Origin of the sequence: Streptomyces sp. R41 (genome assembly GCF_041053055.1) — a bacterium.
Taxonomy (GTDB): domain Bacteria; phylum Actinomycetota; class Actinomycetes; order Streptomycetales; family Streptomycetaceae; genus Streptomyces.
Genome location: NZ_CP163443.1, coordinates 1,424,493 through 1,448,610 on the forward strand (window position 1 = coordinate 1,424,493; position 24,118 = coordinate 1,448,610).

Below are 24,118 nucleotides of genomic sequence, written 5' to 3' on the forward strand. Positions count from 1 at the left end.
TCTTCACCCCTCCCCGTCGCGGGCGGGCTGCCGGACGCAAGCCCCCGTCCCACAAGTCGGTGAAGTACGGGCCTGAGTTCCCGGAGACCTGTGGTCGAAGGCGATCAGCGGGTCGCCCGTCAGCGGATGGTCCACCACGGCCGCCCGCACGCCGAACACCTCCGCCAGCAGAGCGGGGCTGAGCACCTCGCGCGGCGGACCGGAGGCGACCACGCTCCCCTCGTGCAGGACGTGCAGCCGGTGACATACCGCGGCCGCCGCGTTGAGGTCGTGCAGCGACACCAGGGTCGTACGGCGTTGGGCGCGCAGCAGGGCGAGCAGCTCCACCTGGTGCCGCATGTCGAGGTGGTTGGTCGGTTCGTCCAGGACCAGGACGTCCGGGTTCTGGGCGAACGCGCGAGCCAGCAGGACGCGTTGGCGTTCGCCGCCGGACAGCTCCGTGAAGCGTCGCCCGGTGCGGCCGTCCATGCCCACGTCGGCCAGGGCGCGCGCGACGATGTCCCGGTCGGTGGCGTTCTCCCCGGCGAACGCCCGCTTGTAGGGGGTGCGCCCCATCGCGACGACCTCGCGCACGGTCAACTCGAAGTCACCGCCCCGCTCTTGGGGCAGCGCGGCCACGTGCCGCGCCGTCCGGACGGGGGTGAGGTCCCGGAGGTCGGTGCCGGACAGCAGCACCCGTCCGGCGGTCGGCCGCAGATGCCGGTACACCGTGCGCAGCAGTGTGGACTTGCCGCTGCCGTTCGGTCCGATCAGTCCGGTGATCTCGCCCTCGGCGGCGACCAGATGAGCGCCCGACACGACCGTGCGGCCCGCGTACGCGACGTGCAGGTCCTCGATGTCGATCCTCAACTGCCGCTCCCCAGACGCCGGTCCAGCAGATACAGCAGCGCCGGGGCGCCGATCAGCGACGTGACGACCCCCACCGGCAGCTCCTGCGTGTCCATGGCCGTACGGCACACGATGTCGACGACGACGAGCAGCAGCGCGCCGAACAGCGCGGAGACCGGCAGTAGTCGGCGGTGGTCGCCGCCGACGAGCAGGCGGCAGGCGTGCGGGACCATCAGACCGACGAAGGCGATGGCACCGGAGACGGCGACCAGGACACCGGTCAGCACGCTGGTCACGAGGAACAGCTCCCGGCGCAGTCGTACGACGTCGATGCCGAGCCCGGCGGCCGTCTCGTCGCCCATGAGCAGGGCGTTGAGCCCGCGGGCGCGGGCCTGGAGCAGCAGCAGGGCGGCGGGCACGGTGATCGCGGGTACGGCGAGGAGTGGCCATGTCGCCCCGCTCAGGCTGCCCATGAGCCAGAACAGGACGCTGTGCGTCTGCTGCTCGTCTCCGGCCTGGAGGACGAGATAGCTGGTGAATCCGGAGAGGAACTGGCCGACCGCCACCCCGGCCAGGACCAGTCGCAGCGGCGCGAATCCACCGCCCCGCCGGGCCACCGCCCACACCAGGGCGAAGGTCAGCAGAGCACCCGCGAACGCCGCGCCGGACAGGCCGAGTCCGAGTGCCCCGCCCGCCCCGGCGCCGAGCACGATGGCGGCGACCGCGCCGAGCGAGGCACCGTTGGAGATGCCCAGCAGGTACGGGTCCGCGAGCGGGTTGCGGACGAGGGCCTGGACCGCCGTTCCCACCACGCCGAGCCCGGCGCCCACGAGGGCCGCCAACAGGGCGCGGGGGACGCGCAGTTGCCACACGATCAGGTCGTTGGTGCCCGGTCGCGGTGCTTCGCCCGACAGCCTCCGCCACACCACGCCCCACACCTCGCCGGGCGGGATGGACGTCGAGCCCCAGGACACGGCCGCCGTGAGGGCCGCGAGGAGCGCGACGGCGAGAACCGCCGTCAGGAGTCCGGCGGGCAGGGTTCGGGTCCCGGTGGTCCCGCGGCGGGGCTCGGCGGCCTTGCGGCGAGACGGCGAGAGCGCGGAGAACACGGCTAGTCGACCTTGCCGGGGTAGAGCGTCTTGGCGATCGCCTGGACCGTGTCGGCGTTGCCGACACCCGCGATGGTGGTCCGCTCCGAGCCGATCCGCAGGAAGTGACCCGCCTCGACCGCCTTCAGGCCCTTGGTGGCCGCATTGGTCTTCAGCCACTTCTCGGCCTCGTCGAACGCCTTCTTGTTCGCCGCCTCGCTGCCCCGGTCGCGCACGCCCAGCTGGATCCAGTCCGGGTTCTTGGCGATGACGTCCTCCCAGCCGACCTGCTTGTAGTCGCCGTCGCAGTCGGCGAAGACATTGCGGGCGCCGGCCAGGGTGATCACGGCATTGGCGACCTGACGGTTGCAGACGACCGTGGGCTGCTTGGTGCCGGCGTCGTAGTCGAAGAAGAAGTACGTGGGCCGCTTGCTGTCGGCCGTGTCGCCGACGGCGTCCCGCACCGCGTCCACCTTCTCCCGCATTCCCGCGACGAGTTCCTTCGCCTTGGCGCCCGTGCCGGTGACCGCGCCGAGCGAGGTGATGTCGTTCTCGACGGCGGAGAGGTCGGTGACCGGGCTCTTGCGGGTCGAGGCGCAGGCGGTGGACTTCAGGTAGATGTGTTCGATCCCGGCCGTCTTGTACTCGGCCTCGGTCGGCGCGTCGCCCATTCCGCCGCCCATGCCGCCCATCGACGCGAAGGTGTCGATGTAGAGATCGGCGCCTGAGCCGAGGAGTTTCTCCTTGGGGATCACCGTCCGGCCGAGGACCGGGACCCTCTGCGCCTGCGCGTCCAGTGCGGCGGGCAGGGTGCCCTTGCCGGGCGGGAAGCCGGTGCCGATCACCTTGTCCCCCGCGCCCAGTCTCAGCAGCAGTTCGAGGCTGGAGGCATTGCTGGTGACGATCTTCCTCGGGGCGGCGGAGAAGGCGGTCTTGGCGCCCATGCAGTCGGTGACGGTCACGGGGTAGCCGCCCGAGAGGGACTTCGCGGCCGTGTCGCCCGCCGTGTCCTTGTTCCCGTCGCCGCCGCCGTCATTGCCGCAGCCCGCCATGAGCAGGCCCAGCACCACGGCCGTCGTACCCCACCAGACGCGAGAACGCATCGAAACTCTCCAGGATCCACTCGGTTCACGGGCTGACCTCTGCCACCCGTGCCAGTAGTCGGCGCGGACTGCGGTTGAGTTCCTGGGAGTTGGACGCGGAGTGGGTCCTGACGAACGGGTGCCGGTGTTCCGCATCCACGGCGAACACCGGCACCCTTCCCGTCAGCAGTCCCTGTCAGGCGGCCAGCACGCTCGGCGCCTCGGCCTCGGCGAGCAGGGCGACCAGGGTCGCCCGGGCGCGCGCCACGCGGGAACGGACCGTCCCGATGGGACAGTCGCTGACCTCGGCGGCCTCCGCGTAGGGCAGCCCCATCAGCTGGGTGAGGACGAACGCCTCACGACGGTCGTCGGGCAGGGCGGCCAGCAGATCGAGAAGCGCGATGCCGTCGTCGAAGCCGGGCAGGCCGCACGGCTGCGCGAGCTCCACGGCCACCTGCCAGTCGCGGGTGTCACTCAGCCGCGGCCGGGCGGCCGCGTGCCGGAAGCTGTCGATCACCGCACGGCGTGCGATGGACAGCAGCCACGCACGGGCCGAGGAACGTCCCTCGAAACGGTGCAGGCTCCCGAGGGCCCGCAGGAACGTGTCCTGGGCCAGGTCGTCGGCGGCCTGAGGATCCGCCGACAGATGGGCGACGTAGCGCACGACGTCGCGGTGCAGGGCGCGTACGAAGCGTTCGACGGCATCCGGGTCGCCGCCGCGGGCGGCCAGCGCCCAGGCGGTTATCGACTCGTCGATCGATGCCGTGTGCTCGCTCTTCTCGCTTGTGACGCGCGAAACGGGCAGGGCAGAAGTGATCACCAGGTGTCCTTCTCGGGTCATCCGTGATCCGGACCGGCGCGAGAGCGCCGTGGTCCGGTGTGAGGTACGGCCGTACCAGGAGGTACGGCAGATGCCCGAAGCGCGCGCAGGCGCTTCGGGGAACCGGCTGTCTCAGGCGACAGCGGTCCCCACGGGCGGACCCCGAGAGGTGATCGCGTGAACGAGAAGAAGGCGCCGCGGCGCGCGGTCCGAGGAGCCGCGGTGTACGCGGATACGCGGACGGTGCGGCGGCGTGGGCAGCGCGAGCAGCAGCCGCAGTGGGGCGGCGAGGCGGCCGGCCACGGCCCGCAGGATGCGGAACGCGGCGCGCTCGCCGTACGCGAGCCAGAGGCCGCACAGCAGCGCGGCCAGCAGGTGGGCGGCGAGCATGCCGAACGAGGACATGCCGCTCGATTCGGACCCCAGGTGAGCCATGTCGCCAAAGCCCATGTTCCCTATGTGCGCCATATCCATGGAGTCCATATGCGTGGAACCCATGTGCATGGAGCCCATGTCGTGTCCCATGGAGCCCATCGACAGGCCACCCATGCCCATCGAGCCCGAGCCCGAACTCGCCGACTGCGCCAGCGAGAACGCCGAGTGGAGCGCGCCCTGGGCGACCACCACCACGGACACGATCAGCGGCAGCCCGCGCTCCCGGCCGGCCAGGCACCAGCCCGTGCCGCCCGTGACAACGGCTCCGCCGGCCATCGCCCACCAGGCCACCGAGGAACCGGACATCATCACGTGCCCCAGGGCGGCGAGCAGCACACAGACGGCCGCGAACATCGCGGCCCGTACTGTGCGAGAACACCACCCAGCGGTCATGACGGCCATCATCCTTGCATCCGAGGTTCGGTCGCCATGAGTGGGTACGGAAAACCGCCGGGTGTCCCGTCAAGCACGAACCAGTGATCCACATCACTGAACGGGGCTGGAACTCACCGCGATTCCCGGCCGACCCCTATGGCCGACCCCCAAAGGGGCTCAAGACGGGCCCGCCCGGAATCGACGTCGATACTCCGTCGGTGTCGTGTTGAGTTTTCGGCGGAACGCTCGGATGAGAGTGTCGGTGGTGCCGAACCCGCAGGTGGACGCGATGCGTTCGAGGGTGGCTTCGGTGGATTCGAGTTGGTTGCGTGCTCTTTCGACGCGGGCCGACTCGATGTAGGCACTTGGGGTCATGCCGAGTTCGGCCTTGAAGATCCGGGTGAGTTGCCGCTCGCTGACGTGGGCGTATGCGGCGAGGTCCGCGACGGTGAGCCGGTCGCCGATGTTGCCCATGATGTGGTGGCGGAGGTCTTCGATGCGCCGTGTCGTGGAGACGGGTTCGAGGGGAACGCTGAACTGACTCTGCCCACTCGGCCGTTTCAGGTACATCACGAGTTGCCGGGCGACGCGCAGCGCCATGGCCTCGCCGAAGTCGTCGGCGACGAGGGCGAGTGACAGGTCGAGGCAGGCGCTGATTCCCGCGCCGGTCCATACGTCGCCTTCGCGGATGAAGATCGGTTCGGCATCGACTTCGATCATTGGATGGTCGGCGGCGAGTTGTCGCGCGGTCGACCAGTGGGTGGTGGCGCGCTTGCCGTCGAGCAGTCCGGCGGCGGCGAGGATGTGTGCTCCGACGCAGACGGATGTGACCCTCCGTGTCCTGTCGGCGAGTGTCTTCACCCAGTTGACCACTGCGGGGTCGGTGAGGGCGCGCACGCGGCGCTGGCTGTCGACTTCGACCGAGCCGGGCACCAGGAGGGTGTCGATGCTTCTCGTGGACACCTCGTGGAAGGTGACGTCGGGGAGGACGCGTACCCCCGCGGAGGTGGTGACGGGGTCCATGGTCTCGGCGGCGAGGACGACGTGGTAGCCCGTCGCGTCATCGGTCTCCCGCTGCACGAGGGAGAACACTTCCGGTGGCCCGGTGACGTCGAGCAGGTCGACGCCCTCGAAGAGGACGATGACGACGAGTCGTTCGACGGTGCTCATGGGGTCCCCGCCTGGTCGGCAACAGCGATGTCCGGATCTGCATGTTAGATGACATTGCCGACACCCTCTGACGGGCCATAGCTTTCCAGGCGCAGCTCACCGCGCGGGTGGGCCACGAAACCTGGCACGAAACCTGAGGTGGTACTTCCATGGCTACGACGACTCTGCGCGAACTCAACGGCTTCGATGAGACGCCTGCGTCGCTTGCCGATTCGACCCTGATCCTGGTCGACTACCAGAACACCTACGTCGGCGGCGTGATGGAACTGGAGGGCTGGCAAGCCGCGCTCGACTCCGCAGCCGCGCTGCTGGGAAGGGCACGGGAGGCGGGCACGAAGGTCATCCACGTCATCAACGACGGCGGCGAAGGAACCCCGTACGACATCCGAGCGGAGATCGGCCAGATCCACCCTGCCGTAGCGCCGATCGAGAGCGAGCCCGTCGTCGTCAAGAAGGTCCCGAACGCGTTCGTCGACACCGACCTGGGCAAGCACGTCGACTCCGCCGGCAACAAGGACGTCATTGTCGCGGGGTTCATGACGCACATGTGCGTGACGTTCACCGTGGAGGGCGCGTTCCTGCGGGGAAACCGGCCCACGGTGGTCGCCGACGCTTGCGCGACGCGGCCTTTGCAGTCGGCCGGCACCGACCTGACCGCCGGCCAGATCCATCACAGCGCGCTCGCGACGATCGCCGACCTTTACGGGATCGTCGTCGCGTCCGGAAAATTCCTGGTCTGAGCGCCGGCGGCCGAGTGAGGATCAGGGCGTGGTTTGGGCTCGCCGTCCTCGTTGGGTGCGAAGGTGAGGGCCGCCACCCGAGAACGTCAGGTGGCGGCCCTCAGCCGTGCTCCGTCGTACCGCCTTCAGCCCAGCACAATCACTACGACGGAACCGTTGTCGAAGTAGTCGCGGTAGAAGTCTCCACGGTCGCCCCGGTGGCCGTAGCCATAGCCGTAGCCGTAGCCGTAGCCATAGCCGTTGTCACAGTCGTTCCACCAGCCACCACCGTAGCCACAGTGACGGTTGAAATCGTTGGAAACCTGGGTCGGGACGGCTGCCGTCGGGACGGCTGCCGAGGCCGTACCTGCTGCGCCGATCGCGGCACCCCCGGCCATGAGGACGCCGACGGCGGACACCGCGACGAGACGCCTCACGCGTTGTGCATTCATGGACTTACCTTCCTTCCACCCCCACGTGCGGTTTTCGATGCACGAGACGGATGGCCGCGGCCGCAGAGCGAGAAGTCCGGCGCGGTCGTAGGTGTTGCCGCCCGAGTACAAGAAGCAGGGCTCTCGTTCCCTGGTGAACAGGGATCACGCCAACGGTGGGCGTCCCCCGCGTTGCGGCTTTCACCTCTAAATGCTAGTCGCCCATCCATCGCACAGCATCCTGGACGAAATGAGCCAGGGGGCATCGCCCGCACCCCGGTCTGCCACCGCCGACTCGACACATGAGATGACCTGTGAGAGCGCTCCTTGGATCCCCCACAACCGGGTCGCACTCCTTCCTGCCTGACAAGCCCCGTACTAGCGTCGACGGGGCACAGCCCCATCCCTCCGCTCTCTCGGGGACGTCATGCTCCGGACCCAGGAACTCTTCGACAGCGTCACCACCGCAAGCCCCCTGGGCAACGAAGTCCTCGCCCGCGCCGTCGGCGCTCTCGCCGACTGTGAGCAGGCCGTCACGGCGTGTGCGGCGGGCATGCTCGCCGAGAAGGACGCCGACGAGCTGCGCACGGCGATCTGCCAGGACCTGGACTGCGCCGATGTCGTGGCCGCGACCCGGCGCGTCCTCACCCGCGGCAGCAGCCACGACCCCGCCCAGCTCACAGCACAGGTCGAGGCGTGCCGCATCGCCTGCGGGCGCAGCCACGACCTGTGCGCGCAGCACGCGCGGCACCACGAGCACTGCCGCATCTGCGCCGAGACCACGGCCGAAGCCGCCGCCGTCTGCCGGGACGTGCTGGCGGCCGTACGGTCATAGCTGCGGCCGTACGCTCACAGCGCGCCCTCGCCCGGGCGGACCACGACCGCCACGATCCTGATCCGCCCGCCGCGCTGGAAGTGCAAGGTGAACGGCACGAGATCGCCCGCGCGCCACCCCGCCCTGGACCGCACCTCCACATCCAGACCGTGCGGCGACATGGTGAGGCTGCCGCGGGCCGGCACGACGGCCGAGTCCACCGGGTCCCGGTACGCCACCCCGCCGCCCGTGGTGCGGTGACGCGAGAGCGTGATGTCGCCGTCCAGCGCGGACGAGGTGATGTCGACCAACCGGTCCTCCGCACCACCGGAGTTGGAGATCCGGAAGAACGCGGCGGTGTCCCGGGTGGCGCCGTACGGAAGGAAGACGCGCCCGGAGGTGACCTCGATCCGTGCCGGGCTGCCCGCGTTGCCTGAGCCGGCCCAGGTGGTCAGCCCGGCGAGGGCGAGGCTGCACGCGGCGACCGGCGCGAGCGCGGCGAGCAGGGTGTCGGTGAGCCGGCGGCGGGTGGGCCGCCAGAGGTGGTCGGTCATCGGTTGCGGCTCCGAGCGGGCGACGGCGTACGCCGGTGGGGCGACGACGGTCTGCGGCTTCGGGCGGGCATGGGCTGCCAGGCGCGCAGCCGCAGGCTGTTGCCGACCACCAGCAGCGAGCTCAAGGACATCGCCGCCGCGGCCACCATCGGGTTGAGGAGGCCCACCATGGCGAGCGGCACGGTCACGACGTTGTAGCCGAAGGCCCACAGGAGGTTGGCGCGGATCGTGCCCAGGGTGCGCCGGGCGAGTCGTACCGCATCCCCCAGCGCCTCGATGTCACCGCGCACCAGCGTCACGTCGGTGGCCCCGATCGCCGCGTCCGTGCCGCTGCCCATGGCGATGCCCACGTCGGCACCTGCCAGCGCCGCGGCGTCGTTCACACCGTCCCCGACGACCGCGACCCGAAGGCGGTCCGCCCTCAACTGCCGTACGAGATCGGCCTTGTCCTCGGGGGAACAGCGGGCGTGCACCTCGTCGATGCCGAGTGCGTCCGCGACCGCCCGGGCCGGCGCCTCCCGGTCCCCGGTGGCGAGCACCGGGCGCACACCGAGGCGCCGCAACCGGTCCACCGCCCGATAGCTCCCGGGACGTACGACGTCACCGACCTCGATCAGGGCCTCGGCCACCCCGTCCACCCGGACCAGTACGGGCGTGTGCGCGGCGGCCTCCGCCACCGGGAGCGCGTCGGCCAGGGCCGCGGGCAACTCGTCGTCCGGCGCCAGGACTTCGACCAGCCGGCCCTCGACCCGGCCGCGGACGCCCCGGCCCGGCAGGGCACGGAAGTCACCCGCGTCCGGCAGCGGCTGCGCGGGCAGGGACCGACGGGCGTACGAGGTGATCGCCCGCCCCAGTGGATGCTCCGAGCCCTGCTCCACCGCACCGGCCAGCCGCAGCACGGCGTCCCGCCCGAGCCCGTCCGGCGCGGCCGTGACGCGGGCGACGGTCATATGGCCGGAGGTGAGGGTGCCGGTCTTGTCCAGGACCACCGTGTCGATGTGCTGAAGAGCCTCCAGCGCCTGCGGACCGCTGACCAGCACGCCCAGTTGGGCACCGCGTCCGGTCGCGGCCATCAGGGCGGTCGGTGTCGCCAGGCCCAGCGCACAGGGGCAGGCCACGACGAGCACCGCGACGCACGCCGTGATGGCCGCCTGCGGATCGGCTCCGGCGCCGAGCCAGAAGCCGAGCACCGTGACCGCCAGCGCGAGCACGACGGGCACGAACACCCCGGCCACCGTGTCGGCCAGCCGCTGCGCCCGCGCCTTGCCGATCTGAGCCTCCGTCACCAGCCTGGTGATCCGTGCGAGTCGGGTGTCGGCGCCGATCGCCGTGGCGCGTACGAGCAGCAGCCCGCCGACGTTCACGGCCCCGCCGACGACCGCCGAACCCGGCCCGACCTCGACAGGCTCGCTCTCCCCGGTGACGAGGGACAGATCCACGGCCGAACTGCCGTCCACCCTCGCCGTCGGTGGCGACGCGCTCACCGGGCCGCACGACGAAGACCTGCCCCAGCCCCAACTCCTCGATGAGAACGGGCCGTTCGCCCCCGTCCTCGCGCACCGAGACTTCCTTGGCCGCGAGTTGAACCAGCGACCGCAGCGCCGCCCCGGTCCCCCGCCGCGCCCGCGCCTCCAGGAACCGTCCGGCCAGCACGAACAGCGGCACCCCGACCGCAGCCTCCAGATAGACGTGCGCCGTACCGTCCTGCGCGGACGGCAGCAGGCTGAACGGCATCCGCATCCCCGGCGCGCCCGCTCCCCCGAGGAACAGCGCGTACGCCGACCAGGAGAAGGACGCCACCACACCCAGCGAGACCAGCGTGTCCATGGTCGCCGTCGAATGCCGCAGTCCGCGCAACGCCCTTACGTGGAACGGCCAGGAGCTCCACACCGCGACCGGAGCGGCCAGCACGAAGCACAGCCATTGCCAGTTGCGGAACTGCAGGGCGGGCACCATGGAGAGCACGAGGACCGGCACGGCGAGCAGCGCGGTGACCAGGAGCCGTTCGCGGTCGTTCTCCGCGGCCTCCTCGGGGTCTCGCTCGCGAGGCGGCTCGGGCAGCGCGGCCGAGTACCCGGTCCGCTCGACGGTCGCGACGAGTTCGCCGGGGCGGACGTGCGGTGGATGGCTCACCCGGGCGGTCCCGGTGGCCAGGTTGACCGTCGCGGTGACCCCCTCCAGCTTGCCGAGCCGCTTCTCCACACGTCGCACGCACGCGGCGCAGGTCATGCAGCCGACGGTCAGGTCGGTGGTCACCCGGAGATCGGTGGCGGGTTCCGTGGTCATCGGTCGCCTCCCCCGTGCATGTCCTCCATGCCCCCTCCGCCGCCGCTTCCGCCGCCGCTCGCGCCGGGGCCGTGGATGCCGGGCGCGACCGGCCCGGCGGCGGCCCCGGCGGCGTACGACGCCGTGAAGATCAGGGCGAGCAGGAGGAGAAAGCCGCACAGGGCGGGCGGTGGACTGAGCTTCCGAGTCGTCACGCCCCAGGAGTCGGGCCGGTTGGGGCGGGGGTTCCGGGGCCGATGTATGGCGAGCGTCACGTCAACTTGACCCGGTCCTTAAGGACCGGGCTTGGAGGTAGGGCACCACTGGCTGCGGTGTGGCCTCCTCCGTCCAGACACCCTTATGGGGTGGCAGGGACGCGTGACTCACGCCCCGCAGTCCACGCAGCCTCGCCCTTGCGGGCGATGTTGTGGGAAGCGTTCTGGTCTGCGTGGGCAACGACCCCGCAGTTCCGGCAGGTGAACAGGGCCTGGCTTGCCCGGTTCTTCTTGTCGATGTGGCCGCACTCGCAGCACTGCTGCGAGGTGTAGGCGGGATCGACGAAGACCACGGGCACGCCGGCCCTGCGGGCCTTGTAGACGATGAAGTCTGCGAGCTGGGCGAAGGCCCAGGAGTGCAGTGCGACCCGTTGGGGCTTGCGGAGCCGTACCCTCTGCCGGATTCCCTTGAGTTCTTCCAGGGAGATTCCGGCCGAGGTGCGTTCAGCCTCGGCCACGATCGTCTTGGCGATGATGTGGTTGGTGTTGGCGGCGTGGCGCTGTTCGCGCCGGTTGCGCTTCTTCAACAGCCGCTTGGCGGACTTGGTGGCCTTGGCCTGCAACTTGCGGCGCAGGTCGAGTTGCCGCTTGCGGTGCCGGTTCAGGCCGCGCCCGGCTGCCTTGTGGCCGGTGGAGGTGGTGGCGATGTTGACGATGCCGAGGTCCACACCGATGAAGCCGTCCGGCTCGTAGGGATCGGCCTCGGGAACATCGCAGGTCGCGATCAGGTAGAACACACCGTCGCGTTCGATCAGATCCGATTCGCCCTGCCGGTGCTCTCGGAGCGTCTTGAGTGCGTCGGCGGAGCAGGCGAAGCGAATGTTCTTGATACGCCCGGAGGTTGTCCAGATCGAAACGGTCTGCGCGTCGTACTGCCAGCTCAAACACCGGTCGTCATACGGCTGCGCGGCCTCACGCCGGAAGGCGATCGGCTTGGACTCGGCCTTGACGCGACGCTTCGATCCCGGCCTGCCGAGGTTCCCGGCCTTGATGTTGGCCTTGAGTGTCGTGTAGGCGTCGCGAGTCTTCTTGATGACGTGCTGGGCGGCCTGCGCCCCCAGTCCCCGCGCCCGAAGTTCGCCGTAGGTGTGCTTGCGCAGCTCGTACTCACGTGGGACACCGCGCTCGAACGCCACCGCCGACACCCAGTTCGCGGCCTCGTTGACCGTGTGCAAGGTCGCGAGAAGCGCGGCGGCCTGCTCGGCCTCTGGTGTCAGCTTCACTTGCACGACGACCTTCACGGCCGTGATCATATCGTTGCTCTATGTCACCACGCGAGCCAAACCCCCATATCCGCAGGGGCCGTAGGGTCGTCCACACCCTCCACGCTCACTTGGTCTTCACACCCGAGTACCAGCGCGGGCCGTTCACCGACGAGGTCCTGCGACGCTGCGAGGAAGTCATGCGCGCCGTCTGCGCGGACTTCGAAACCGAACTGAAAGCGGCGGCGGGGCGATGCCACGATCAATCATCACTGTCAGAGCAGTCCAAAGAAGCGCTTCCTCCCGGCTCTGAAGAGCCGGGGTTCCGCGCTAGATCAAGCTGAAACCCACAGTGACCCTACATGTTGTAGGTTCTCACTCTGAGCCTCTTACGGATCGGGGGACCCCATGGAGGAACGTCACGCCGGACGCACGGGACGCGGGCCGGTGTCCGTGCTGGCTCTGCTCGTGCCGAGCCTCGGGATCGCCGCGGTGGGCGTGTACCACCTGTGCGGCTTCGATCTGCACGCCGTGCACGGGCGCCCGCACCTCGACGACGGACTGACCATGGCGGGCGTGATCATGGCCGTGGTGATGGCGGGCGCCGCCCTGGGTGATCTCCTCTGGTGGGCGGCGAAGCGCGACCGCCCGGTCGGGGACAACGGAGAGCCCTGCCCGCCTCACGCCTTGAGGAGCCCGCGGCCCAGCCAGTCGGAGTGGCCGCGCACACCCGGCAGGGCGAAGAAGTAGCCACCGCCGGTGGGGGTGATGTAGTCGACGAGCGGCTCGTCGATCAACCGCTCCTGCGTCGCCTCGAACTGGCGGACCACATCCTGCTGGTAGCAGCAGAAGAGCAGCCCCATGTCGAGGTTGCCCGCCTTGTCGATCCCCCGGTCGTAGTTGTAGCCCCGGCGCAGGATCCGCGTGGTGTCGGTCTTCGCCGTACGGGGGTTGGCGAGGCGGATATGGGCGTCGAGCGGGATCGCCTGGCCCTGGGGGTCCTTGGTGTAGCGCGGGATGTCCGTCTCACGCGCGCCGTCGAGCGGGGCTCCGGTGTCGCGGCGGCGGCCGATCATCTTCTCCTGCTCGGTGAGCGAGACCCGGTCCCAGAACTCCACCAGCATGCGGATGATCCGTACGACCTGGTAGCTGCCGCCGACCGCCCAGTCCGGTTCGCCCGCGGAGTCGGTGACCCAGACCAGCTTGTCCATCTCGCGGGCGGAGGCCGTGTCGGGGTTGGCGATGCCGTCCTTGAAGCCGAGGAAGTTGCGCTGCGCGCCGGTCGGCCGGGACGGGTTCTGAAAGCCGTCGACGCGCCACTTGATCTGCGTCGCGCCGCGCGTGTGGCGGGCGATGTCGCGCAGGGCGTGCAGCACGGTGTCGGAGTTCGCGGCGCACAGCTGGAGCGACAGGTCGCCGTGGCATTCGGCGGCGTCGAGATCGTCGTTGGGAAAGGTGCGCATCGGCTTGAGGTGGCGCGGTATGCGGTCGGCGAGCCCGTAGCGGTCGTCGAAGAGCGAGGCGCCGACGCCCACGGTGACGGTGAGGTCGTCGGCGGGCACGTCGGGACCGAGGAGACCGCTGTCGGACGGCGGGGCGCCGACGCCGAGGTCGGCCGGGGTGCCGCCGGCGGTGAGGAAGCGGGCCCGTTCGGTGATCGTGCGCAGCAGATCGGCGAGTTCGGCCCGGTTGTCGGCGATGACGTCGAAGGAGACGAAGGCTGCCGCCCTGGGCGCGGGTGTGGTGATGCCGGCCTGGTGGGCGCCGTGGAAGGCCACCTTGCCACCGCCGGTCGCTGCCGCCGCCGGGGTGGCACTCCCCGCGATCCCGGCCCCGGCGAGTCCGGCGCCCGCGAGCGCGGCCCCCGCCGCGCCCACGCCGAGCGCGGTCTTGGTGAACGTACGACGGCCGAAGGGGCAGCCGCCCTGCGGGGCTTGGTCCTGGCTCGGGGTGGTCATCGGGAGGGTCCTCTCCTGCGGGCGCGTGGTCCCGGTGCTGCGGTGGGGGTGATGGTCGGCGCTGACGGGCTGCTCACGCGGCCTTGCGGATCTCCAGGAGGTCCGGGATCGGGGCGAGTTCCTCCAGCAGCTGGCCGAGCGAGCCGTCCAGGCGCTGCCGGTCGGTCACGGACAGCTTGTCCAGCGGCGTCCAGGTGCCGTCCTTGGCCCGCTGGGCGAGCACCAGTTGCTCGGTGCGCTTCATCCAGGTGTCCACGGCCGGGGTGACCTTGGGGTTGCGCTTGTCGATCAACGGGCGTAGCAGGTCGAGCAGTTCGCGGGTGCCGTTGAGGTTGGCCTCCGTGGTGGCGAGCTCGGTGCCGCTGCCGTAGTCGGCGTTGCCGCTCAGTTCGCGGTGCAGGGTGTTCTCGAGGATCTCGTGGGTGCGCAGCGGCAGGTCGCCGGGTTCGAAGTCCTGCTTCGGGAAATCCTCGCGCAGCGCGGCGACGTCGGAGCTGAGCCGCTTGGCGTACGGCGCGAGGGCGGCGGCGGACTCGCCGTGCCACAGGCCGTATTCGATGCGGTGGAAGCCGGTGAAGGCCGGGTCCGTGACGCCTCCGGCGAGTCCGGCCGTACGGCCGTTGATCTTCGCGTCGAAGTCGGCGAACGTGCCGTAGGCGGCGCCGAGCGAGGCGTACTGCTGGTGCGCGGGCAGCCAGTCCTCACGGGCCTTGTCGAGCTTCTTGGCCTCGATGTCGCTCTGCAGGGTGCGCGTCTTGGTCAGCAGGTCGGCAAGTCCCTGGTCGACGTAACTGCGGTAGGCGGCCAGCGGCGCTGCGAGGTCCTTCTCCGAGACCGGCAGAACGGCCTGGGTGGTGCCGCCCGAACCGACCCGGACGGCGGCCGAGGTGACCGCCTTCCCGCCGTTGGGGACACAGCGCCAGGCGTACGAGCCGGTGCCGACGGTGGCGATCAGCGCGCGGGTGGTGCCGGGGGCGATGCCCTCGACCTCGCCGTAGACGGCGTTGCTGACCGGGTCGACCAGGTAGATCTCGGAGGTACGGCTGCCGCTGTTGCGCACCTGGAACGTCTGTCGGCCCGGCTTCGGCGCGGTGAATCCCTTGCCGCAGTCGGCCGCCACGACCTCGATGACCGGCGTGCCCGAGGCGGGCTTCCCGCCGCTCACCGAGATGGCCGCGCCGGCGATCAGGGCCGGGACGCAGAGGAGCGCCACGGGGATGGTCCAGCGCGGGATGCGGCGGGGGGCCTTGGGCTCGGTCTGCGCGGGCGTCGCGGGCTCGGACTTCGTGGTCGTGGGTGTGGGCCCGGAATGCGCGGTCGGGGGTGCCGGCTCGGACTGCGCCGTCGGGGGTGCGGGCTTCGCTCCTGCGGCCGGCTTCGCGGGGGCGGGAGCCGCGGCCCTTACGCCGCGTACGAAGAGCGTCATCACGACCGCCAGATAGACGACATGGGCGGAGATCTGCAGCCAGGTCATCTGCGGGGTGAGGTTGAGCGTTCCCTGGACGACAGTGACGTACCAGGAGCTCGCGTCGAGGTGAGCCGACAGGTCGAAGGCGTACGCCGTCCCGCCCGGCAGCAGGGTGGATTCCTGCAGATCGCGCATCCCGTACCCGAGGACGCCCGCGGCGATGACGATCAGCACGACGCCGGTGATCGTGAAGAATTTCGTGAGGTTGATGTGCAGGACGCGTCGGTACAGGGCCCAGCACAGCGCCGCGGCGATCAGCAGACCGGCGGCCGCACCGGCCAGGGGACCCGACGAACTGCCCGCGGCCTGCGCGGTGGTCCACAGGAACAGCGCGGTCTCCAGCCCCTCGCGCCCCACGGCGAGGAAGGAGGTGACGACCAGTACGCCCGCGCCCATGCCGAGTGCGGCGGTGACCTTCTCCTTGATCTCTCCGGAGAAGGTCCGGGCCGAGCGCCGCATCCAGAACACCATGGCGGTGACGAACACGACCGCGATCAGACTGAGCGTTCCCCCGAACGCCTCCTGGGCCTTCCCGGACAGGTTCGCCGAGGTGAAGGTCAGGATCGCGCCGAAGCTCATGGACAGCCCGATGGCGGCGGCAACGCCCGTCCACACGTGGGGCAGTCGGGAGCGACGGTCCGACCGGACGAGCGTGGCGACCAGCACCGAGACGATCAGCCCCGCTTCCAGTCCCTCACGAAGACCGATCAGAAAGCTGGGAAACACGTCGTCCCACACCACAGGCCTCTCCGAAGCAGCACGTTCACGGCCGGGCGGCCACAAACGCGGCTTAGTGTAGGCATGCCTAAGTAGCCGTCAACTCGGCAGGCAAATGCCCCTACATCGGACGGGTGATCCGCCGGAGCGGCGACAGCGCGCCGCGAGCCCTCCCTTCGGCCACCCGGCAGGGCACACCGGCAAGCCCCAGCCGAGCGGCCCTGACCTGCGGAAATGTCACGGTGGAGCAGCGACGCCGCGGGTGCGGAATTCAACATCGGGGGCGACTTCGCCGCACGGCGGCACAACTGACCCGGCCCTTCGGCCAGTCCGCGGGCGGGGCGATTCTTACCGCCCCCTTACCCCCTGACCTCGCGATAACCCTTCTTTTCCCTACACCATGTAGGGTTCCCGGCCTCTGTCCCCCACCGGTTCGCCCGGCCTCTCCCCAAGGTGATGCTCCACGGTGCCCGTACAACAGTCAGCGCTCCTCCCGGAACAGCGGAACCCGAAGTCGCGCCGGGCCGGCCGTCCGGCCACCGGCACACGGTTGCGCGCGGCCGCGTTCACCGTCTGGTACCTGCGACTGCTCGCGCTGCTCAACATCGTCGCGGTGGTCTCGCTGCCGTTCCGCGAAGAGGTGCACGAGCACAACGGAGGTGGGTTCTTCACCCCGTATCTGGCCACTGCCGGGCTGATCTCGGCGGCGCTGGCCCTGTTCCTCGCCGTGGTGATGCGGCGCCGCAAACGGGCCGCGTGGATCTTCAACCTGCTGCTGGCCGGCCCCCTCTTCGCGCTGTATGCCGCGGCGCTGACCCAGGAGCGGTATCAGCGGCACGGCTTCAACTGGATCTCGGCCCTGCTCACCGGCCTGTTCGTCGCCGCCCTCCTGCTCGGGCGCAAGGAGTTCCACGCCGTCGGGGACCGCTCCAACCCCCGACTGGCCCTGGCCGTCGGGGCCGGCGGTCTGCTGGTCAGCGCCACCCTCGGCACCCTGCTCGTGAGCGCCACCAACCGCGTGTCCGGGACTCCGCTGAGCGACCGGATCGCGTACACCCTGTTGCGCGGGGTCAGCGTCGGCCCGCTCGCCGACCACTTCGACAGCGTGGTCGCGCCCCGCTGGGTGGATGTCCTGGTCAACGTCCTGATGGCCGCGACCTTCCTCCTGGTGCTCTACGCGTGCTTCCGCTCGCCGCGCGGTCGCGAACTCCTGGGCCACGAGGACGAGTCGCGCCTGCGGGAGCTGCTCGCGCGGCATGGCGAACGGGACTCACTGGGGTACTTCGCGCTGCGTCGCGACAAGGCGGTGATGTGGTCCCCGAGCGGCAAGGCGGCCATCGCCTACCGGGTCGTCGGCGGCGTGACCCTGGCCTCCGGCGACCCGATCGGCGACCCCGAGGCCTGGCCCGGCGCGATCGAGGAATGGCTCAAAGAGGCGCGCCGGCACGCCTGGACGCCCGCGGTGATGGGCGCGAGCGAGGAGGCCGGCACCATCTACGCCCGGCACGGCCTGGACGCCCTGGAACTGGGTGACGAAGCCATCGTGGACCGGGCCGACTTCACGTTGGAGGGGCGCGCGATGCGGGGCGTGAGGCAGGCGCACAACCGGGTGCGCCGGGCCGGCTACACCGTCCGCATCCGGCGACACGCGGACCTACCCCAGGAGGAGATGGCCGCCGTGACGGACAAGGCGGACCACTGGCGCGACGGCGAGACCGAGCGCGGCTTCTCCATGGCGCTCGGACGGCTCGGCGACCCGGCCGACGGGCGCTGCGTCATGCTGGAGTGCCACGACAGTGAGGGCGAGCCGCGGGCCGTGCTGAGCTTCGTGCCGTGGGGCGAGCGGGGGCTGTCGCTGGACCTGATGCGCCGCGACCGCAACTCCGAGAACGGCCTCATGGAGTTCATGGTCATCGAACTGCTGCTGCGCGCCCAGGAGATCGGCGTCGAACGGGTGTCCCTGAACTTCGCCATGTTCCGGTCCGTCTTCGAACGCGGCACCCGGCTGGGCGCAGGACCCGTACTGCGCCTGTGGTGCTCGGTACTCACGTTCCTCTCGCGCTGGTGGCAGCTCGAGTCCCTCTACCGTGCCAACGCCAAGTACCGGCCCGTCTGGGAACCGCGCTACATCCTCTTCGAGAAGAGCAGCGACCTCCCCCGCATCGGCATCGCGGCAGCCCGCGCGGAGGGCTTCCTCGCCCCGCCCGCCCTGCCGCGCGCCGGGTTCAGTGTGCGGCGCCCGGGGCGTGTGTCGTCGGGTGAGGCGCGGTCGGCTCAGCAGCCGTCCGGACGACCGCCGGCGGCGCCTGCGGTGCCTCCGGCGCGGCGTTCTCGTCCTTCATCGCCTTCGCCTCGCTCTTGAGGATGCGCATCGACTTGCCGAGCGCCCGGGCGGTGTCGGGCAGCTTCTTCGAGCCGAACAGCACGACGAGCACGATCGCCACGATCAGCAGGTGCCAGGGTTCCAGTCCGTTGCGGAGCATCGCGCCCCCACCCTTCCTCGCATCGGTCGGGGGCGCGCCCGATCGGCCGCCGCCCCATGATGGTTGCTACTTTGCGCAACTGTACAACCATCAGATAGGTCGACAGCCCGTCCCTGGCGCCTTCCGGGCAGCCGTGAGCGCGGCGGCGTACAAGGTGAGAACCGCGGCGAGCAGCACGTAGTAGAGGGCCGGCAGCGCGGCCATGCCGAGGAGGGGGCCGAGTGGGGAGAGGGGGAGCAGAAGACCGGCGGTGGCGAGGGCGGCCGCGGCGCAGCTGATCGGGCCGGGGAGCCGGCCCTTCCCGGCCGTACGGCGGCCGATGCGCAGGAGCAGCATGACCAAGGCCTGGGTCATCAGGTTCTCGGTGAACCAGCCGGAATGGAACACCGTGGCGTCGTCCATGGTGTCCGGCCCGTTCAGGGCGAGCGCGAGAATCCCGAAGGTGGCCAGGTCGGCGACGGCGTTGAGCGCGCCGAAGCCCGTGATGAAGCGCAGGAAGGCGCGCGGCCGCAGCACGGTGGGGCGGCGCAGCGCGTCCGGCTGAGGTCGGTCGTACGCGAAGGCGAGCTGTGCCGCGTCGAAGCACAGGTTCTGCGCCAGAACCTGCGCCGGAAGCATCGGCAGGAAGGGCAGCAGCAGGCCCGCGGCGAGCATCGCGACGACATTGCCAAGGTTGGAGGAGAGCGTGCTGCGCAGATACGTGGCGATGGTGACGCTGCTGCGCCGTCCGGCCATGACCGCGTGCTCCATGGCGGTGAGGTCCTTCTCGGCGAGGACTACGTCGGCGCTCTCCCGGGCCACGTCCACGGCATCGCGCGGAGCGATCCCGACGTCGGCGGCGCGCAGCGCGGGCAGATCGTTGACGCCGTCGCCCAGGAACCCCACGGTGTGCCCGTCGGCCCGCAGAACGGCGGCGATCCGGGCCTTGTGCTCCGGGGTGCAGCGGGCGAAGACGGTCGTACGGCGGACGGTTTCGGCCAGTTCGGCGTCGGTGAGGGCGTCCACGCGGCCGGCCGCCACCGGCTCGCCGGGGTCGAGGCCCAGGTCGCGGCAGGCGCGCGACGCCGTGCCGGGGTGGTCGCCGGTGAGGATCTTGACGGCGATGCCCCGTTCGACGAGGGCCTTCAGCGCGTCGGCGGCGGTCGGGGTGAGCGCGTCGCGGAAGGTGAGGAGGCCGCGGAAGGCCAGGCCGCGTTCGTCGGCGGGTGTGTAGTCGCGGCTGCGGGCGGGGCGTTCGGCGGTGGCGACGGCGAGCACCCGCAGGCCGTCGTCGGCCTCGCGTGCGGCGAGGGCGAGCAGCCGCGCCCGCTCGGCCTCCTCCAGTACGCACCTCTCCAGTACGTCCTCGGCGGCGCCCTTGACCACGAGCGTGTGGACGCCGAGCCGCCGCGGGTGGCGCACGACGGCCGTGGCGAGGCGGCGCACCGGGTCGAAGGGCAGCGCCGCCACCCCGTCGTCCGGCTCCTCCTCCGGGGCGGTCGCTTCCAGTACCGCCTCGTCAAGGGCGTCCGGCGCGGGCAGTTCGGCCAGCTGGAGGGTCCACCAGGCGTTGACGGCGGCCCAGCGCAGGACGTCCGGGGCGTCCCGCCCCTCTCCGTCCAGGGCGCGGTGGACGACCGGCCGGTCCTGGGTGAGGGTGCCGGTCTTGTCCAGGCACAGCACGTCGACCGCACCGAGGTCGTGCAGCGCGGGCAGCCGTTTGACGATCACCTTGTGCGTACGGGCCAGCCGCGACGCACCGCGCGCCAGACACGTGGTGACGATGACCGGCAGCATCTCGGGTGTCAGCCCGACCGCTACCGCGACGGCGAACGGCAACGTCTCCACGCCCCGCCCGCGCAGCGCCGCGTCGGCCATCAGCACCAACGGCGGTGTGAGCAGCATGAACCGGATGAGCACCCAGGAGATGCCGTGCACGGAACGGTCGAAGGCACTGGCACTGGCGCCGGCATTGGCGCTCGGCTCGCGGTGCAAGGGCGAGTCGCTGTGGGCCGGGTCGCCGTAGGCCGAGGCGAGTCTCGTCCGTGGCCCGGTCGCGAGCACGACCGCGGTCGCGGTGCCGGTGGCCACACCGCTGCCCTGGAAGCAGAGCCGGCGCTGTGCGAAGAACCCGTCGTGCGAGAGGTTCCACGGGTCCGGGGCGTCGAGCGCTGCCTTGGCGACCGTCGCCGACTCGCCCGTCAGCGGGGCCTGCCGCACGGTCAGCCCGCTCGCACGCAGCAGCCGTACGTCGGCGGGGACCAGGTCCCCGGGACCCAGCCGGATCACATCGCCCGGCACCAACTCGCCGACCGGGATGTCCCGGACCCGCGGCATCCTGTCCGGGTCGGCGCGCCGCAGCACGGTCGCGGTGCCGGCGACCAGTTCGCGCAGCCCGGCCATGGACCGGTCGGCCCGGTGCTCGCCGGACGCGCGCAACGCGCAACTGACCACGACCAGACACAGGATGACGCAGGCCGTCCCCCAGGCCGTCACGGCCGTCGACACCAGCCCGAGGCAGAGCAGCACCACGGTGAAGGGGTCGCGCAGGCCGCGGACGAACAGGCGGGACCACGACTGCGCACGCCGGTCCGGAACCGTGTTCGCACCGAAGCGGGCCAGCCGCTCCGCCGCCTCTGCCTCGGTCAGTCCGCGCGGACCGGTGTCCAGGTACCGCAGCACCTGAAGAGAGGTCAGCACGGAGAGGTCCTGATGCGCTTCGTCGGCGGGCGACACGCTCCCGCGCGGGTGCTGCTGCCCGACCGTCGTCGCGGCGGTCTCAGACGCCAAGGCCACGGATGCGACGCGGCGACCCCTGCGCGGCACGGTCACTGGCGCGGCCGTTGCGGCCGGCGCGGTCCGTCAGCTGACCGACCATGAGCCGTACGACGGTCACCACGTCCGGATCGTCGACGAAGTAGACCTGCCGCCGGCCCTCGCGCCGGGACCGTACGAGACCGGCGAGTTTCAGCTTGGTCAGGTGCTGGCTCACCGCGGGCAGCGCCCCGCCGACCCGCTCCGCGAGCCCGGTCACATCGCTCTCGCCCTGCGCCAGCGCCCAGACGATGTGCAGCCGCGCCGAGGACGCGAGCAGCCCGAAGGCCGCGGCCGCCTCCGCCAGCACCTCGGCGGACGGATCCTCGAAGCCGCCGACCTCTGCCGCCACCGCTCTGTCCTCCCGTCCCGCTGTCCGACCGTCACGCCGAGCGGACCGTCTCGTACGACCGACCGCTTCGTACGACGGACGCCTCGTACGACCGACCGCCTCGTACGACCGACCCGATCGTCTCGGCCGAATCGCCCCAGTCTAGGGTGCCGCCGTCGGCGTCCCGGGCGTCACTGTCAGTGCCGTGGTGCACACTCGCGATCAGTTGCCTTACGCCTGGGGAGGACACCGTGTTCACGGGGATCGACGAGGTCGACTGGGCCTCGATGCAGCATGCCTACGGAAGTGCCGAAGACGTGCCGGAGTTGCTGCGGGGACTGGCCTCGCCGTGCCCCCAGGAGCGGGAGACCGCCCTCGACGGGATGTACGGGGCCGTGCACCACCAGGGCGATGTGTACGACTCGACACTCGCCTCCATCCCGTTTCTGTTCGCGCTCGTCGCACACGCCGAACTCCCCGACCGGGGCTGCATCGTGGAGCTGCTTGTCAGCATCGGCGGAGGGGATGCCGCGGACGGTTTCCCCCACGGCGAGGCCGACGACCTGATGGACGCCGACGAGGAGGAGGACGGTGCCGACGACAATTACGCGATGGCGCGGACCGCGATAAGGGCGGGCGCCGCGGTCTTCGTCGAACTGATCGCGGACCGGGATCCGCAGGTACGCCGCGCGGTGCCGAGCGCGCTCGTGCGGTTTCTCGACGAACCGGCACGCGTGCTCGGCCTGTTGAGGGAGCGACTCGACGTCGAGCAGGACGGCGGCGTCCGGATGGCACTGGCCGAGGGCCTCGGCCTGTTCGCGCGGCTGCACACCGAGTTCGCCGCTCCGGCGGTGGACTCCCTGGTGACGCTCTGCGCCGCCCCTGACGATCCGGGACTGAGGCTCGCCGCGCTGGGGCAACTCGCGGGCTGCGCACCCGATCGCCTGCCGGCCGACCTCGTTCCCACCGTCATCGCCCTCCTCCGGGCCAGGTCACAGCGCCCCCGGGTGCCGGACGAGCCCGAGCGGCCCGACACCGACACGCTCATCGGCCATCTGCGACGCCTGCGCCCGGCGGACGAGGAGGGCTCCCAGCTGTTGCGGACGCTCCACTCGGGGCTCGGCGGCCGCACCGCCGACCGGATCGCCCTGCTCGAGGGGCAGTTGACCAGCGCGGATCCGGCCGACCGGTGCAATGCCGTGTGGATGTCCGCGGGGCTGCTGCGCGAATGGCGCGCCGACTACGCGGAACCGGTCGCCCTCATAGGCGAGCAACTCGTCTCGGACGAGGAGCGGTTGCGCGATGCCGCGGTGTCCGTCCTGGAATCCCTCTTCACTCTGGCGGTCCCGGCCGCCGACCGCCTCGCCGCTCTCGTGGCGGCGGCCCCGGAGTCGTGGGGGCGCGGGACCCCGACGCTGGGCCGCCCACTGAAGGCCTTGGCCAGAGCCGGGGATACCCGGGCGGTTCCGGCGCTCGCCCAGGTGCTGGCAGAGCCCGTCGTGCCGAACGACGTCGGCCACGTGATCGAGTACCTGGGCCCGGCGGGCGAACAGCTGGCCCCACTGCTGCGCGAGCGGCTCCGCGATGTCCCCCTCGACTCCCCCGAAACGTACGACCGGGCCGCACCCCTGTTGGTCGCGCTCGGCAGGTTGCGCTACGACGCCGCCGTACCGGAGGTGCTGCGCCTCCTGCACGGCATGCCGGGCGAACTGCGGCGCCGCGACTGGCTCGTGCAGGCGCTCGCGCGGACGCTCGGGACGTTCGGGGCCGGCGCGCGCGAGGCGGTACCGGCGCTGCGCGAGCTGCTGGACAGCGAGTGCGCCGTCACGGCGGCCGACGCGCTCTGGTCGGTGGCGGGGGACGCCGACGCCGTACTTCCCGTGCTGCTGAGGGAGTTGGCGGCAGAGCGGGCGCCGGCCGGTCACCCCCGAGCCGCCGCCGAAGCTCTCGGCCGCCTGGGCCCGTTGGCCGCCCCCGCGCTCCCGGGCCTGCACCGCTTGGCCGCCTCCTCCGAGGTGTGGGAGCGGACGGCCGCCGCGTGTGCGCTGTGGGACATAGCCCGGGATCCGGAGCCGGTCCTCCCGGTGTTCCGCTCCGCCTGGCGGCAGAACGCGTACACCCGCGGCACCATCGCCACATGTCTCGCCCGGATGGGCAGCGCGGCCGCGCCCGCCCACGATCTGATCCGGGCTGAACTCACCGCGCCACGACGGCACCGAGCGCGTTCCGGCGGATACGGCAGCCACGACATCCTCGAGGACGAATCGCTCCTGCACACCTGCCGAGCGGCGCTGGACGCCATGCGGTAGC

General features: G+C 71.1%; 19 protein-coding genes and 3 pseudogenes. 6 read left to right on the forward strand and 16 right to left on the reverse strand.

Translation table 11 applies throughout. The annotated features are described in order from the left end of the window. Positions 1 to 3: 3 nt before the first annotated feature. The 6 genes from AB5J53_RS06785 to AB5J53_RS06810 form a co-directional block, all read right to left on the reverse strand. Positions 4 to 849 (reverse strand): ABC transporter ATP-binding protein, encoded by an 846-nt coding sequence (locus tag AB5J53_RS06785; protein WP_369244706.1) that lies wholly within the window; start codon positions 847 to 849, stop codon positions 4 to 6. Continuing rightward, the gene (locus tag AB5J53_RS06790) at positions 846 to 1,865 is read right to left on the reverse strand and encodes a FecCD family ABC transporter permease (RefSeq protein WP_369252092.1); all 1,020 of its coding nucleotides are present in this window, start codon (positions 1,863 to 1,865) and stop codon (positions 846 to 848) included. Before AB5J53_RS06790 ends, AB5J53_RS06785 begins: the two co-directional genes overlap by 4 nt. A gap of 74 nt (positions 1,866 to 1,939) precedes the next feature. Beyond that, complete coding sequence (locus AB5J53_RS06795; protein ID WP_369244707.1) at positions 1,940 to 3,019, reverse strand: ABC transporter substrate-binding protein; 1,080 nt, start codon at positions 3,017 to 3,019, stop codon at positions 1,940 to 1,942. A gap of 175 nt (positions 3,020 to 3,194) precedes the next feature. After that, positions 3,195 to 3,818: a sigma-70 family RNA polymerase sigma factor gene (locus AB5J53_RS06800; RefSeq protein ID WP_369244708.1), complete on the reverse strand. Its 624-nt coding sequence runs from the start codon at positions 3,816 to 3,818 to the stop codon at positions 3,195 to 3,197. Positions 3,819 to 3,950: 132 nt separating this feature from the next. After that, positions 3,951 to 4,646 carry a hypothetical protein gene (locus tag AB5J53_RS06805; protein ID WP_369244709.1) on the reverse strand — a complete coding sequence of 232 codons (696 nt, stop codon included), beginning with the start codon at positions 4,644 to 4,646 and terminating at the stop codon, positions 3,951 to 3,953. Between the two features lie 159 nt (positions 4,647 to 4,805). After that, positions 4,806 to 5,798: a GlxA family transcriptional regulator gene (locus AB5J53_RS06810; protein WP_369244710.1), complete on the reverse strand. Its 993-nt coding sequence runs from the start codon at positions 5,796 to 5,798 to the stop codon at positions 4,806 to 4,808. Positions 5,799 to 5,947: 149 nt separating this feature from the next. On the opposite strand from AB5J53_RS06810, the gene AB5J53_RS06815 reads away from it, so the two are divergent. Next, entirely contained in the window at positions 5,948 to 6,538 is a 591-nt protein-coding gene (locus tag AB5J53_RS06815) for a cysteine hydrolase family protein (RefSeq protein ID WP_369244711.1), read from the forward strand. Positions 6,539 to 6,663: 125 nt separating this feature from the next. Here the strand turns inward: AB5J53_RS06815 and AB5J53_RS06820 are convergent, their stop codons facing one another. Then, positions 6,664 to 6,969 (reverse strand): hypothetical protein, encoded by a 306-nt coding sequence (locus AB5J53_RS06820; protein ID WP_369244712.1) that lies wholly within the window; start codon positions 6,967 to 6,969, stop codon positions 6,664 to 6,666. Positions 6,970 to 7,375: 406 nt separating this feature from the next. On the opposite strand from AB5J53_RS06820, the gene AB5J53_RS06825 reads away from it, so the two are divergent. Continuing rightward, positions 7,376 to 7,783, forward strand: coding sequence for a hypothetical protein (locus AB5J53_RS06825; protein ID WP_369244713.1), 408 nt, complete (start codon positions 7,376 to 7,378; stop codon positions 7,781 to 7,783). A 14-nt stretch (positions 7,784 to 7,797) separates the two neighbouring features. Here the strand turns inward: AB5J53_RS06825 and AB5J53_RS06830 are convergent, their stop codons facing one another. The 4 genes and pseudogenes from AB5J53_RS06830 to AB5J53_RS06845 form a co-directional block, all read right to left on the reverse strand. Then, on the reverse strand, positions 7,798 to 8,316 hold the full coding sequence (locus AB5J53_RS06830) for a copper chaperone PCu(A)C (RefSeq protein WP_369244714.1): 519 nt from the start codon (positions 8,314 to 8,316) through the stop codon (positions 7,798 to 7,800). Continuing rightward, positions 8,313 to 10,602 (reverse strand): annotated as a pseudogene (locus tag AB5J53_RS06835) (heavy metal translocating P-type ATPase). Before AB5J53_RS06835 ends, AB5J53_RS06830 begins: the two are co-directional and overlap by 4 nt. Then, the gene (locus tag AB5J53_RS06840) at positions 10,599 to 10,844 is read right to left on the reverse strand and encodes a hypothetical protein (protein ID WP_369252093.1); all 246 of its coding nucleotides are present in this window, start codon (positions 10,842 to 10,844) and stop codon (positions 10,599 to 10,601) included. The pseudogene AB5J53_RS06835 and the gene AB5J53_RS06840 overlap by 4 nt, the downstream one beginning before the upstream one ends. Before the next feature lie 95 nt (positions 10,845 to 10,939). Then, positions 10,940 to 12,109 carry an RNA-guided endonuclease InsQ/TnpB family protein gene (locus AB5J53_RS06845; protein ID WP_369244715.1) on the reverse strand — a complete coding sequence of 390 codons (1,170 nt, stop codon included), beginning with the start codon at positions 12,107 to 12,109 and terminating at the stop codon, positions 10,940 to 10,942. Between the two features lie 11 nt (positions 12,110 to 12,120). Here AB5J53_RS06845 and AB5J53_RS06850 point away from each other — a divergent pair. Together AB5J53_RS06850 and AB5J53_RS06855 are read left to right on the forward strand one after the other, a co-directional pair. Continuing rightward, positions 12,121 to 12,297: pseudogene (locus tag AB5J53_RS06850) on the forward strand (transposase); the annotation flags it as partial. Positions 12,298 to 12,466: 169 nt separating this feature from the next. Then, the gene (locus tag AB5J53_RS06855) at positions 12,467 to 12,808 is read left to right on the forward strand and encodes a hypothetical protein (protein ID WP_369244716.1); all 342 of its coding nucleotides are present in this window, start codon (positions 12,467 to 12,469) and stop codon (positions 12,806 to 12,808) included. Here the strand turns inward: AB5J53_RS06855 and efeB are convergent. Together efeB and efeU are read right to left on the reverse strand one after the other, a co-directional pair. Beyond that, positions 12,739 to 14,016 carry an iron uptake transporter deferrochelatase/peroxidase subunit gene (gene efeB / locus AB5J53_RS06860; RefSeq protein WP_369244717.1) on the reverse strand — a complete coding sequence of 426 codons (1,278 nt, stop codon included), beginning with the start codon at positions 14,014 to 14,016 and terminating at the stop codon, positions 12,739 to 12,741. The two genes, AB5J53_RS06855 and efeB, sit on opposite strands and share 70 nt — an antisense overlap. A 73-nt stretch (positions 14,017 to 14,089) precedes the next feature. Continuing rightward, the gene (gene efeU / locus AB5J53_RS06865; protein ID WP_369252094.1) at positions 14,090 to 16,222 is read right to left on the reverse strand and encodes an iron uptake transporter permease EfeU; all 2,133 of its coding nucleotides are present in this window, start codon (positions 16,220 to 16,222) and stop codon (positions 14,090 to 14,092) included. 445 nt (positions 16,223 to 16,667) lie between these two features. On the opposite strand from efeU, the gene AB5J53_RS06870 reads away from it, so the two are divergent. Next, a complete protein-coding gene (locus AB5J53_RS06870) occupies positions 16,668 to 18,563 on the forward strand; it encodes a phosphatidylglycerol lysyltransferase domain-containing protein (protein WP_369244718.1) in 1,896 nt (631 codons plus the stop codon). Here AB5J53_RS06870 and tatA read toward each other — a convergent pair. From tatA to AB5J53_RS06885, 3 genes and pseudogenes are all read right to left on the reverse strand, one after another. Continuing rightward, positions 18,472 to 18,684, reverse strand: a pseudogene (tatA, locus tag AB5J53_RS06875) (Sec-independent protein translocase subunit TatA); the annotation flags it as partial. The gene AB5J53_RS06870 and the pseudogene tatA overlap by 92 nt on opposite strands. A 90-nt stretch (positions 18,685 to 18,774) precedes the next feature. After that, positions 18,775 to 21,399 carry a magnesium-translocating P-type ATPase gene (mgtA, locus tag AB5J53_RS06880; RefSeq protein ID WP_369252096.1) on the reverse strand — a complete coding sequence of 875 codons (2,625 nt, stop codon included), beginning with the start codon at positions 21,397 to 21,399 and terminating at the stop codon, positions 18,775 to 18,777. Between the two features lie 43 nt (positions 21,400 to 21,442). Continuing rightward, entirely contained in the window at positions 21,443 to 21,829 is a 387-nt protein-coding gene (locus AB5J53_RS06885; protein ID WP_369244719.1) for an ArsR/SmtB family transcription factor, read from the reverse strand. A gap of 230 nt (positions 21,830 to 22,059) precedes the next feature. Between AB5J53_RS06885 and AB5J53_RS06890 the strand changes: the two genes are divergently transcribed. After that, positions 22,060 to 24,117, forward strand: a complete 2,058-nt coding sequence (locus AB5J53_RS06890) for a HEAT repeat domain-containing protein (RefSeq protein WP_369244720.1) — start codon at positions 22,060 to 22,062, stop codon at positions 24,115 to 24,117. Position 24,118: the final 1 nt, after the last annotated feature.